Genomic DNA, 12,332 nt, shown 5'->3' on the forward strand with positions numbered 1-12,332 from the left:
CGCATGCATCACCTCGCGACCCATCCATAATGCATATCGTGACGGGTCTATGCAATCGTCGGGGACCCGACAGCTAGCAGCTACACTTGGTCAGCCTCACCGTGACGTTACTGTCGTATCAGAGAAACGGCCCCGGAATGGCGACTTGGGACCGAAAACGACCCAAGGCGGACCCACGTACAGCTAAACCGTGGTCTGTCCCAGTTTCACACGAGTTGTCACCTGCCAGCTGGTGGTGCGGGAGCCAGCGCCGGCGAGCTGCGGTACCGGATCGCTGCCGTCCACGGCAACTAGCCGGCCATGGACGACTTCGTGCGTGTGAATGCCGGATACCATGTCGCCGGCGCAGTCCTTTTTCGGCGCAGAGCGCCGCGTTCGCCGCTGCGGCATGAGGACGGGTTACAAGCGTCGCCCCGACTGCACGCCGGCCTCGCCCGCAGGCACCTGGCGCGCGAGCCAATCCCGCAGGGCCCGCCGCAGCGGCAGGGGGCCGACTGCCTCCAGCCTGTGCGATTCCAGAGCGTTGCCTAGCGGCAGGTCGCCGCGCCAGATATGCACCAGGTCGCGGAGCCGCACCGAGAGATACAGGTCCACGTCGAACCCCGGTTCCTGGAGGCATAGCTGAACGTCGCCGGGATCATTGACGAACCACCACCGGCGTCTGCTCGAAGGCTGATCGACGAAGTCGAGCTGGACCACCGTACGCCGGTCACCGAAGGCATCGGTTCGCACATCACGCTCCATCGCCCAAAGCAGCAGTTCGATGTCGACCTCGCCTTCGGCCAGCTGACGGCGGCTCCAACGCTGCCCCCAAGCCCCCAGGGCATCGACAATGGGTAGGAACTCGCGTCCGGCGCTCGTCAGATGGTACGTCCAGCCGCGCCCGGCGGCATTTGGTCTGCGCTCGATGATGCCCTCGCTCTCTAGCGCCTGCAGGCGCCGCGACAGCATGGACCGTGACATCAGGGGCACACCGCGGTCCAGCTCGGAGAAGCGCGTGACGCCCGACCCCAGCTCGCGCAGGATGAGGGGCGTCCATCGCTCACAAAAGACCTGCGCCGCCTTGGCGACCGGACAGAACTGGGCGTAGCGCTTCATGATCGATCGCTCCCGGCTGCCAGCGCAGCCGCGCGCCGTCGAATAGGTAAGTTAGTCCTATTTTAGAACTAGCGAACGCATCCCGCGTGTGGCCAGACTGTTCCGCCTGTACCCCGAAGCTCCCCTCGAGGGACGGAGGTGAAGCCATGAGCGAGAAATGCTTCATCCGGTTGAAGGACGTGCTGCAATCGTTGGTAGCCGATCCAGCTACCGCAAACGACCCGATAAAGCGCACCTTCCTGTGCGACGGCAGCCATGTTTCGGCGAACCTCACCGTTCTCGAAGACACCGGCGATGCGATTCACACGCAGCCGTGGCACGACGAACTGGTGCTCATCCTCGAGGGCGAATGCGCTTTTCGCGTCGGGGACGAGACCCGGCGCGTCACGGCGGGCGATCTGATCTTCATTCCGCGTGACACGGTCCATGGTCCGATCATCGACAGCGGCCGGGTGTCGGCGTTGTCGATCTTCGCGCCCTACTTCGATCGCGCCAGGAACAATATAGCCTGGTCGAGGGACGGCTTCGTCGTGAACTGAGCCGGGCTTGCCAAGCCGGGATCCGCTCCGTCCTTACGCCGATTCGGCTCCCAAGCGACACCATCAAGGTATCGACCGAAGCGGTAAGGAGCGCGTCATTACCCTTCGGATTCTGACTGCGACGACGCTCGCGCCGTCTACAACGCCGCGCACGACCGCAGACCGCACGCCGTCATCCGGTGCGTGGATGTTGCCGAGATGATGGCCGCGGTCGCCACGGGTCACGACGGTGGTCTCGACCCGGCAATTCGTGGCGGGGGCCACAGCGTTACCGAATTCGGCACGGTGGACGATGGGCTCGTCATTGACCTGTCGAAAGTGGAGAGCGTGTGGGTCGGTCCGGTCAAGAAGCTCGCCCGGCTTGGGACGGCGCGCCGTTAGGTGACATCGACCACGAAGGCGGAGAAGGGGCCAGACCTCTTTTTGAACAGTACCGGCTTTCCCGAAGACCCGTTGGTTTGAGTCAGGCCCCACCATGAGGCGCCGGGGTGCTCACGGTAGCGGGGGGCCACCCGAAAAACTTATCGAGGCCACGCCGGGGATACTGCTCGACCAGGGCATCGATCACCGCACGGTCACGTTCGTCCACAAGCGTGGGCATTCGGTAGCAGGTCTCCCGAGTCAGCCGGACACAGCGGCAGTCGCGTCGGACCGAGAGGCGATGTTCGCGCTGCATGAACGCCACCGCGTCGCGCTTATCGGATAGCCTCAGAGCATTCGGTTGATCAAATCCTTCATCGCCGTGTTCTCAAGCGAGCGATCGGCGTACATCTGCTTCAGCCGCCGGTTCTCCTCCTCGAGCTCCTTGATCCGCTTGATATCCGAGGCCTCCATCCCGCCGTAGCGCGACTCCCAATTGTAGTAGGTGGCCTGACCGATGCCGTGCTTACGGCAAACGCCCTTCACCGCCATGCCGGCATCGGCTTTCTTGAGGACCGCTACGATCTCGCTCTCGCCGAAACACGGCTCTCTCAAGTCACAACCTCCTGGCTCCGGGGACGGCTCCGTCGCAATACCGGCTTGCTGACTGCCGAGCGCTCCGACTATCGGGGAGCACACCACCCGCGCCGTCTTCGACTTGACGAGTCTTGGCGAGCATGCGTAATTTTACGCGTGTAAAATTTAGTAATGCCACCGGACGCGCTTCACCCGGACTCGGCGCAGAACGGGATCCGGGTGCGCTTCCGGCAGAAACGGAGGAGGAGGAGCGATGCGACTAAAAGACAAGGTCGCCCTCGTGACGGGTGGGGCACAGGGGATTGGGTTGGCCATCGCGCGTGGCTATGCCGAAGAGGGCGCGCGGGTGGTTATCGGGGACGTGAACGGTGATCTCGCGGAGCAGGCGGCTTGGGCGCTGGGTACGGAGCACCTGGGGGTTCGACTGGACGTCACCGACCAGGAGTCCATTGAGCGGGTCGTCGAGGAGACAGCCACGTCGATGGGTCGCATCGATGTGCTCGTGAACAACGCTGCCGTCTTCGACATGGGCCCGATCGAGGAGGTCACCCGCGAGGGCTTTCGCAAGCAATTCGCCGTCAACGTCGAGGGCCTGTATTTCACTCTGCAGGCAGTGGCCAAACGAATGATCGCGGACGGCAAAGGCGGGCGCATCATCAACATGTCGAGTCAGGCTGGCCGTCGCGGCGAAGCCCTGGTCTCGGTGTACTGCGCCACCAAGGCCGCGGTCATCAGCATCACTCAGTCCGCGGGGCTCGCGTTCGCGAGGCAGGGCGTCAACGTGAACGCCATCGCCCCGGGCGTCGTGGACACCCCGATGTGGGAGCACGTTGACGCCCTTTTCGCCAAGTACGAGAGGCGGCCGATCGGCGAGAAGAAGCGCTTGGTTGCGGAAGCTGTGCCCTACGGCCGCATGGGGCGTCCCGAGGATTACGTGGGGCCGGCGGTGTTCCTTGGCTCGGACGAAGCCGAGTACGTGGTCGCCCAGACGCTGAACGTCGACGGCGGCAACTGGATGAGCTGACGTGGAAGCGGACGAGATGGCAAGGGACGGCGCCCCCCGCCTGCTCACCGCCGGCGAGCTGCTGGTCGAGTTCGTGGCCGGCGATCGCGGTACGCACCACCGCCGGGTGGCCCCCTATCTGGGGCCGTATCCGAGCGGTGCACCGGCGATCTTCATCGATCAGGCAGCGCGTGTCGGTGCGGATGCGGCCATCATTGGTTCGGTAGGGGGGGACGCCTTTGGCCGCGTCATCCTCGACCGACTAGCTGCCGATGGCGTTGACTGCAGCCTGGTGGAGCACTGCCCGAGCGAAACCACCGGCGTCGCGTTCGTGGCCTACAACAACGACGGCTCTCGTGAATTCATCTTCCACTTCCCGCGCAGCGCGGCGACGGCGTTCTCGGCATCGCCGCGAGTCCATGCGGCCATAGCCGACCACGTTCCCGACTACTTCCACGTCTCGGGCTCGATCCTGGGCGTCGAGGGCGTCGCCGACCAGGTGATGGCCATTGTCCGCGCGGTCGTCGCCGCCGGCGGCGCCATATCCCTGGATCCGAACGTGCGCCCGGAGCTCCTGCGCTCGCTGGAAAGCCGGCGACGCTTCGAAGAGCTGCTCGCGCTTGCGCGGGTGCTATTTCCCAGCGAAGAGGACATCGCAGCGCTGCGTCCGGGGATGCCCATGGAGGAGGCAATCGAGGCATTCATTGCCGCCGGCGTTGAGGCCGTGGTCCTCACCCGCGGCGACGCCGGTTGCCTCTACCGTGACGTCGCGCAGCGGCACGAGCTGCCCGCCTTCGATGTCGACTGCATCGATCCGACCGGCGCGGGCGACTGCTTCAGCGCCACGTTCCTGACCCTGTTCGCGCAGGGTTGGCCCGCTGAACGGGCCCTGCGCTATGCGAATGCTGCCGGTGCCAACGCCGTGACGATCTCGGGGCCGATGGAAGGCAATTCGTCGTTGACGGGCCTAGAGCAACGACTCAATCAGCAGGAGCCATCATGAACGATTTCAAGCGATTGGGCGAACTCCTCGGCGCGAATACCGCCGGGCTGAGGGGCGTGCCGTCCTATTGCACCTCCAACCCTTACGCGCTGCGCTCGGTCTTCGAGCTGGCGCGTACCGGGCAGGGCCCGATCCTGGTAGAGGCGACGTGCAACCAGGTCAACCAGTACGGCGGGTACACCGGGCTGACCCCGGAAGAATTTCGCGACTACGTCCGGGAGCTGGCCGTCGACTGCCGCCTGGACCCGGCCCGTCTGGTACTCGGCGGCGACCACCTCGGCCCCAATCCATGGAAAGACCGGCCGGCAGACGAGGCGTTGCAAGAGGCACGGACACTGGTCGCAGGGTTCGCTGCCGCCGGGTATCGAAAGATTCATTTGGACGCGAGCATGCCCTGCGCCGACGACACCGACGGCATATCCGACGAGACCATCGCGGAGCGTGCGGCCGTGCTCTGCGAATCTGCAGAAGCGGCGGTCTCGGGGGAGCCGCCGGCGTATGTGATCGGCACGGAGGTGCCCGCGCCCGGCGGAGTGACGGACACGGGTCACGACGCCCTCGAGGTTACCCGCAGGGCGGACGTGGCGCGGACGTTGGAGACCCATCGGCAGGCGTTCGAGGTTCGAGGCCTGACCAGGGCCTGGGAGCGGGTCGCTGCGATCGTGGTGCAGCCGGGGGTGGAGTTCACCAACCGCTCGGTGATCGACTTTGACCCGAGCGGGGCGCGGGACCTTGCCGCTGCGCTGGCGGGGCACGACGGTCTCGTCTACGAGGCGCATTCCACGGATTACCAGTCCGGGCAGGCGCTGCGGGATCTGGTGGACCATGGTTTCTCGTTCCTCAAGGTGGGTCCGGCGCTGACGTTCGCCTTCCGAGAGGCTGTAGTGGCCCTGAGCCACATGGAAGCCCACCTCGTTGCCCCCGGTGCTGCCTCGCGCGCCATCGACGCCGTGCTCGCCGAGATGGAAGCCGAGCCGCGTTACTGGCAGGGCCACTATACCGATCCGGCCGAAGCCGACTACGAGAAACTATTCAGCTACAGCGACCGCATTCGCTACTACTGGGGGCGTGAACCGGTGCGCGACGCGCTGGCCGCGCTATTCCACAACGTCGAGGCGGCGCGTCACCGGCCTCCCCTGCTTCGCCAGTACGTGCCGGACCTGGACCCCACCGAACTCGCCGAAGCGAACGGGTCGCTGGCCGAGGCCGTGATCCGGGCCAGAGTCGAGACCGTTATGCACAAGTACGAAGCGGCCTGCGCCTGAACAGGCAGCGCGGTCGACGACGACCGCAACCAGAGTTGCGCACTGCGTGTGGACGGAGGTGAATCCGTGCGCACGGGTGCCAACGGTGGCGGCGGCATTCCGCCCCGCCCCAATGAGAAGGAGGAGACAGAGATGAGAAAGACTCCGACCGCACTGGCGAGTGCCGCGGTGCTCGCGCTCGGCGCCGGCGGGCTGACCCAGTCCGACGCCCGGGCCGCCGAGGTAACGATCGCCACCGTGAACAACTCCGACATGATCGTCATGCAGCGCTTGAGCGACCGCTGGGAGGAGCAGACGGGTCACACGCTGGATTGGGTGGTGCTCGAGGAGAACACCTTGCGTCAGCGTGTGACGACGGATATCGCCGCCGGTGGCGGTCAATTCGACATCATGACCATCGGCACCTACGAGGTTCCCATTTGGGGCGAGCGCGACTGGCTCGTACCGCTCGACGACTTCGACGAGAGCTACGACTACAACGACTTGGTCGATACGGTGCGTAATGGTCTGTCGGTCGACGGCACGATGATGGCCGCCCCCTTCTACGCCGAGAGCTCGTTCACCTTCTACCGTACGGATCTGTTCGAGGAGGCCGGGCTGACGATGCCCGATCAACCCACCTATGAACAGATCTACGAGTTCGCGAAGCAGCTCCACGCCCCGAAGAACGACGTCTATGGCATCTGTCTGCGCGGCAAACCGGGTTGGGGCGAGAACATGGCCTACGTCAGCACGTTGGTGAACACCTACGGTGGCCGCTGGTTCGACATGGACTGGGAGCCGCAGCTGACCAGCGAATCGTGGAAGGCGGCCATCAACTTCTACGTCGACCTGCTCGGCAACTACGGCCCGCCTGGCGCGGCCAGCAACGGCCACAACGAGAACCGTGCCCTGTTCGCCACCGGCAAGTGCGCCATGTGGGTGGACGCGACTTCGGCGGCGGGATTCATCTACAACCCGGACGAGAGCCAGGTCGCCGACGTGACCGGCTTCGCGCAGGCGCCGGTTGAGGGCACGGAGAAGGGCTCCGCCTGGTCGTGGTCCTGGGCGCTGGGCGTTCCGTCCTCCAGCAAGAACCAGCAGGCCGCCAAGTCCTTCATCCAGTGGGCCACGTCGAAGGAATACATCGAGCTCGTCGGCGAGACTGAAGGCTGGGTATCCGCCCCCCCGGGCACTCGCGAGTCCACTTACGAGCGTGAGGCCTACCAGGAAGCCGCGCCCTTCGCGGATTTCGTGATTGAGGCGATCCGCAACGCCGACCCCACCGATGCCACGGCGCAACCGGTGCCCTACACCGGTGTGCAGTTCGTCGCCATCCCGGAGTTCCAGGGGATCGGCACCGTCGTGGGTCAGCAGATCTCGGCGGCCCTGTCCGGTGCCATCAGCGCCGAGCAGGCGCTGGAGAACGCGCAGCGCTCGACCAGGCGCAGCATGCAGCGCGCGGGCTACTACGACTGAGGCGCTCCACGGCGGCCGCCGGTTGACCCGCGGCCGCCCCTTCCGTGCCAACGAACGAACACCGAAGGACCCCACCGATGGCTATATCGCGAGAACGCCTTGTGGGCGTTGCGGCCACCTCGCCGTCCGTATTACTGCTTTTTCTGTGGATGGCGGTGCCGCTTGGAATGACCATCTGGTTCTCGCTGCAGCGCTACCTGCTGCTGCAACCGGGCGCCAACACGTTCATCGGCCTCGAGAACTACACGTTCTTTCTCCAGGATCCGGCCTTCCTGACCTCGCTGACGAACACGCTGGCACTGGTGGGCTCGGTCCTGGTGATAACCGTGGCGGGCGGCATTGCCATGGCACTACTGCTCAACCAACCGTTCTTCGGCCAGGGCGTGGCCCGGATACTGGCCATCTCGCCGTTCTTCGTCATGCCCACGGTGAGTGCCCTGATCTGGAAGAACCTGCTGATGGACCCGACGTCGGGGTTCATCACCTGGGCCATGAGCTCGGTGGGACTCGATCCGATCGTCTGGTTCACCGACTGGCCCATGCTCTCGGTTATCCTCATCGTCGCCTGGCGCTGGCTGCCTTTCGCGACGCTCATTCTCCTGACCGCCCTCCAGTCCCTCGACGAGGAGCAGCGCGAGGCCGCGGAGATGGATGGCGCCGGCGCGCTTGCGTCTTTCCTGTACATCGTCCTGCCGCACCTCGCCCGTGCGATCACCGTGGTGGTGCTGATCGAGACGATCTTCCTGCTCGTGATCTTCGCGGAGATCTTCGTGACCACCAATGGCGGGCCGGGGCTGCAAACCACGAATCTCGCCTTCCTGATCTACGCTCAGGCACTGCTTCAATTCGACGTGGGTGGAGCCTCCGCCGGCGGCGTGGTGGCGGTGATCCTGGCCAACATCGTGGCGTTCTTTCTGGTGCGCCTGATCGGCAAGAACCTGGACGGGGAATAGCGAGCCATGGGGAATCAGGACCGTTGGAAGCGGGTGCTCTGGGGCACGGTGGCCTGGGTCTGCGCGCTGATCATGTTCTTTCCGATCTATTGGATGATCATCACCAGCTTCAAGACCGAGGGGGCGGCGGTGAGCACGCCGCCGACCTTCCTGCCGGTAGAGCCCACGCTGCAGAACTATCAGGCCGTGCAGGCCCGCAGCGACTACTTCCACTTCGCGTGGAACTCCATCGTCGTCGCCTTCGGCTCGACCGCTCTCGGCTTGCTAGTGGCGGTGCCGGCGGCATGGGCGATGGCCTTCATACCCAGCAAACGCACCAAACCGACACTGCTGTGGATGCTCTCCACGAAGATGCTGCCGCCGGTGGGCGTGCTGGTGCCGATCTACCTCCTGTTCCGGGACTGGGGCCTGCTGGACTCGCGCTTCGGGCTGACCATGGTGCTCATGCTCGTGAATCTGCCCATCGTTGTGTGGATGCTCTACACGTACTTCCGCGAGATCCCGAAGGACATTCTCGAGTCAGCCCGGATGGAGGGTGCCGGACTGTGGCAGGAGCTCATCTACATCCTGCTGCCGATCTCGCTGGGCGGCATCGCCTCGACGGTGCTGTTGACGGTGATTCTGGCGTGGAACGAGTCGTTCTGGACGCTGAACCTGACCGCCTCGGACGCCGCGCCCCTGACCGCCTTCATCGCCTCGTACTCGAGTCCGGAGGGGCTGTTCTGGGCAAAGCTTTCGGCGGCTTCGACGTTGGCCATTGCGCCGATCCTGATTCTGGGCTGGTTCAGCCAGAAGCAGTTGGTGCGCGGCCTCACCTTCGGCGCTGTGAAATAGTCGGTCACGGGGCGCCATTACGGAACAACAGGACCGCGGGCGCGGCGCTGCCGGTGCGGGTCCTCAATAGAACGCAAGAGGAGAGACGTCGTGGGCAATATCACCCTCAAGGGCGTTTGCAAGCGCTTCGGCGAAGCGCACGTCATCCGGGACGTGGACCTGAGCATCAAGGACCGGGAGTTCGTGGTGCTCGTCGGCCCCTCGGGCTCCGGGAAGTCCACGCTGCTACGGCTCGTGGCGGGGCTGGAGACAGTCAGCGAGGGTACTATCGAGATCGACGGGCAAGACGTCACCCATCTCCGGCCGTCCCAACGCGGACTGGCCATGGTGTTCCAGAGCTACGCGCTCTACCCGCACATGAGCGTGCGTAACAACATCGCCTTTGGCCTGAAAATGGCCAAGACGCCGAAGGACGAGATCGACCGTAAAGTCAACGACGCGGCCCAGACTCTCCAGCTCGAGGCGTACCTCGACCGCAAACCCCGGGCCCTGTCCGGTGGCCAGCGTCAGCGGGTGGCCATCGGCCGCGCCATCGTCCGCGACCCGACGGCGTTTCTCTTTGACGAACCGCTGTCGAACCTGGATGCGGCGCTGCGCGTGCAGATGCGCCTGGACATAGCCCGGCTGCGCCAGAGCCTGCAGGCGACGATGACTTACGTAACTCACGACCAGGTGGAGGCCATGACACTGGCCGACAAGATCGTGGTGTTGCGGGACGGCGTCGTGGAGCAGGTCGGATCGCCACTCGATCTCTACCACCATCCGGTGAATCAGTTCGTCGCCGGCTTTATTGGCTCGCCCACCATGAATTTCATGGAGGCAGAGGTAGCGGATATCGGCGAGGCGGGCGTCACGGTGACGCTGGGTGGGCAGACCTCCGTGACAGTGCCAGTGCGCGGCGATAGTGTGTCCCCTGGCGAATCCGTCATTCTTGGTGTGCGCCCGAAGCACTCCTCGGTAGTGGAACGGGGCGATGCCTGTCTCTCCGGGGAGGTCAAGGTCATCGAGCGCCTCGGCGGTACCACCCATGTCTACGTCCAGCTTATGGACGGAACCATGCTCACCGTGGAGGCTGACGGCGACATACGCGTCCAGGTCGGGGACAGCGTGGTAGTCGGTCTCCGGGGGGGCTGCTGTCATCTCTTTGGGAAGGACGAACGAGCATTGCCGTTCATTCACCGTCACGCACTCGCGGATGTGGCGCAGTGAACGTTAGGCGCAACCATGGACGCTGCTGGGTCGCCATGGCGTTGTTGTTGACAAGGAAACAGTGGTTCATCAGGTTATGCGCCGGACTCGGGGCGGAATCGGGCGAACAACGGTGCCATGGTTGCTGACCCGTGAGTCGCGTGTTCATCAAGGTGCGTATAGCGTCGATCGTGCCTTCCCTGAGGCACACACGTTAACCAGGGCCCGGATTTGGCCTTGGAGGCCGCCGGGCGGAACCCCACGGTATACTGTGTTCCTGCTTGCGTGCCCGAACAGGCCAACAGGCTGCGCACCGACGGTTATTGTATTCCCCGGTCATCCTGAGTCTGGAATAGGACCAGAACCGCATGAACAAGCGCGTCACCACGATGGAGGAATTCGCAGCGGTAGCGGGCATTTCCCGACCGACGGCCTCGAAGTACTTCAATGACCCGGAAAGCGTGAGGCCGTCCACCCGCCAGCGCATCGAGCAGGCGCTCAGCCACTATGACTACCGGCCGAATTTCCTTGCCGCCAACCTCAACCGGAAGTCGGCCCGCATCCTCGGCGTGCTGATGCCGCACATCAGCGACCCCTACTACACGGACCTCGTGCGCACCATCGAAGCGGATGCGCTTGCCGAAGGCTATTTCACCATTGCGCTGAGCTCTCACGGCGATCCCGCGCACGAGGCCTATGCCATTGACTGCTTGCTGGCCATGAACGTGGCCGGCGTGGTGGCGGCGCCCCTGGGGTTCGCCTCCGACCTCGACGCCTTCGACCGCTTGCGCGAGACAGTGCCCGTCGTCCTGCTCGACTCACGGGTGGACGTGGATGAGACGTTCATCGGCACCGACAATCGCAGCGGCATCGGCCAAGTAGTGGAGTACCTGGTAGAGACCGGGGACACGCCAGTCTATTTCGATATGCCCCATGTCAACGCCAACAGCCTGGAGCGTCGGGAAGCGTACTTGGAGGCCATGGAGCAAGCCGGGTTGGAGCCGCGGTTCGTCGCGGATGGCAACAACTACATCGGGTGGGACTTCGAGCGCGTCGCCTACGAGCAGGCCACGACGCTCATTGAATCCGGCACCATTCGCAGCGGTGCTGTGGTCTGCGCCAACGATCGCAGTGCCTTCGGCCTGCTGGCCGCCGCTTACCGTCTCGGGCTGCCAGTGGGACGCAGTCGGGAAAGCGTTCTACGCGTCGCAGGCCACGACAATCACCACCTCAGCGAATACACATGTCCCGCGCTGACCACCGCGGCACAGGACATCACGGGATTGGGCCGCGCCGCCTTACAGGCTCTCTTCGAGAAAGCGGGCGTACTCACACCATCAAAACAGAGCTCCCAAGACACCATTCTGCCCGCGCGCCTCATAGTGCGAGACTCTGCCTGACACCGGCTTGTACCGATTGCGAGGGATACACCTAAAACGATCTGAATGGGCCGTGCAACCGGGGGCGGCGACAACTGTCATTGCAATGCCATAGGCATCGCAACGGCCAGCAAGGGGTGTGCCAGGCGTGAAGCCGGACCTGGATGTGCAGGTCGCTAAGGCAGAAGTTGCCGCGATTGGCTGGCAGCTGCACTTGGTCAGCCTCACCGTGACGTTACTGTCGTATCAGAGAAGCGGCCCCAGAATGGCGACTTGGGACCGAAAACGCCCCAGAGCGGGCCTTGACGGTGCACTGGATCCACTCCCTGTGTGTAAGCGTTCATTGGAGGCCGTGTTGACGGCCGGGCAGACAGGTGACGGCGGGCGAGTTCGATGACGCATTGGGTTGTCAGGAGCAACCCTCGTTCGGTGCGTCGGCATCGACGGGTGTCAGGATATCGGCGGGCACGCGCCACTGGCGGCCATCGTCGCCGGCGATGGTGACCGACTTCTGGTTGAACTTCGTCAGGGTGCCGGTCTGCGGGCCATGGCGCCCGGGATGGAAGCGCACCCGAGCGCCGATGTTGAACCGCTGCATCGCCTGGAAGACCTCATGGCGCTCCAGGTACTTAATCCGCTCGTGAACGCGATTGCC

13 protein-coding genes are annotated in these 12,332 nt (G+C 64.4%); 10 read left to right on the plus strand and 3 right to left on the minus strand.

The window, feature by feature from the left end; translation table 11 throughout:
• Positions 1 to 399 precede the first annotated feature (399 nt).
• On the minus strand, positions 400 to 1,098 hold the full coding sequence (locus ACPEES_RS22170) for a winged helix-turn-helix transcriptional regulator (RefSeq protein ID WP_435106448.1): 699 nt from the start codon (positions 1,096 to 1,098) through the stop codon (positions 400 to 402).
• Positions 1,099 to 1,244: 146 nt separating this feature from the next.
• On the opposite strand from ACPEES_RS22170, the gene ACPEES_RS22175 reads away from it, so the two are divergent.
• Together ACPEES_RS22175 and ACPEES_RS22180 are read left to right on the plus strand one after the other, a co-directional pair.
• Positions 1,245 to 1,637, plus strand: a complete 393-nt coding sequence (locus tag ACPEES_RS22175) for a cupin domain-containing protein (RefSeq protein ID WP_435106450.1) — start codon at positions 1,245 to 1,247, stop codon at positions 1,635 to 1,637.
• 174 nt (positions 1,638 to 1,811) lie between these two features.
• A complete protein-coding gene (locus tag ACPEES_RS22180; RefSeq protein WP_435106472.1) occupies positions 1,812 to 2,018 on the plus strand; it encodes a hypothetical protein in 207 nt (68 codons plus the stop codon).
• Between the two features lie 327 nt (positions 2,019 to 2,345).
• Here ACPEES_RS22180 and ACPEES_RS22185 read toward each other — a convergent pair whose 3' ends face one another.
• Complete coding sequence (locus ACPEES_RS22185; RefSeq protein ID WP_435106452.1) at positions 2,346 to 2,612, minus strand: transposase; 267 nt, start codon at positions 2,610 to 2,612, stop codon at positions 2,346 to 2,348.
• Between the two features lie 235 nt (positions 2,613 to 2,847).
• On the opposite strand from ACPEES_RS22185, the gene ACPEES_RS22190 reads away from it, so the two are divergent.
• The 8 genes from ACPEES_RS22190 (at position 2,848) to ACPEES_RS22225 (ending at position 11,698) form a co-directional block, all read left to right on the plus strand.
• Positions 2,848 to 3,618, plus strand: a complete 771-nt coding sequence (locus tag ACPEES_RS22190) for an L-iditol 2-dehydrogenase (RefSeq protein WP_435106454.1) — start codon at positions 2,848 to 2,850, stop codon at positions 3,616 to 3,618.
• 16 nt (positions 3,619 to 3,634) lie between these two features.
• Complete coding sequence (locus ACPEES_RS22195; RefSeq protein ID WP_435106456.1) at positions 3,635 to 4,600, plus strand: sugar kinase; 966 nt, start codon at positions 3,635 to 3,637, stop codon at positions 4,598 to 4,600.
• A complete protein-coding gene (locus tag ACPEES_RS22200) occupies positions 4,597 to 5,865 on the plus strand; it encodes a class II D-tagatose-bisphosphate aldolase non-catalytic subunit (RefSeq protein WP_435106458.1) in 1,269 nt (422 codons plus the stop codon). The genes ACPEES_RS22195 and ACPEES_RS22200 overlap by 4 nt, the downstream gene beginning before the upstream one ends.
• A gap of 132 nt (positions 5,866 to 5,997) precedes the next feature.
• Complete coding sequence (locus ACPEES_RS22205) at positions 5,998 to 7,323, plus strand: ABC transporter substrate-binding protein (RefSeq protein WP_435106460.1); 1,326 nt, start codon at positions 5,998 to 6,000, stop codon at positions 7,321 to 7,323.
• Positions 7,324 to 7,400: 77 nt separating this feature from the next.
• Positions 7,401 to 8,276, plus strand: a complete 876-nt coding sequence (locus ACPEES_RS22210; RefSeq protein ID WP_435106462.1) for a carbohydrate ABC transporter permease — start codon at positions 7,401 to 7,403, stop codon at positions 8,274 to 8,276.
• A 6-nt stretch (positions 8,277 to 8,282) separates the two neighbouring features.
• Positions 8,283 to 9,110 (plus strand): carbohydrate ABC transporter permease, encoded by an 828-nt coding sequence (locus ACPEES_RS22215; protein ID WP_435106464.1) that lies wholly within the window; start codon positions 8,283 to 8,285, stop codon positions 9,108 to 9,110.
• Positions 9,111 to 9,200: 90 nt separating this feature from the next.
• Complete coding sequence (locus ACPEES_RS22220) at positions 9,201 to 10,319, plus strand: ABC transporter ATP-binding protein (RefSeq protein ID WP_435106466.1); 1,119 nt, start codon at positions 9,201 to 9,203, stop codon at positions 10,317 to 10,319.
• Between the two features lie 347 nt (positions 10,320 to 10,666).
• The gene (locus tag ACPEES_RS22225) at positions 10,667 to 11,698 is read left to right on the plus strand and encodes a LacI family DNA-binding transcriptional regulator (protein ID WP_435106468.1); all 1,032 of its coding nucleotides are present in this window, start codon (positions 10,667 to 10,669) and stop codon (positions 11,696 to 11,698) included.
• Between the two features lie 388 nt (positions 11,699 to 12,086).
• Here ACPEES_RS22225 and ACPEES_RS22230 read toward each other — a convergent pair.
• Positions 12,087 to 12,332 (minus strand): hypothetical protein (locus tag ACPEES_RS22230; RefSeq protein WP_435106470.1); only part of this gene is annotated, 246 nt, incomplete at its 5' end.

It is taken from the genome of Arhodomonas sp. AD133, assembly GCF_051195215.1.
Taxonomy (GTDB): domain Bacteria; phylum Pseudomonadota; class Gammaproteobacteria; order Nitrococcales; family Nitrococcaceae; genus Arhodomonas.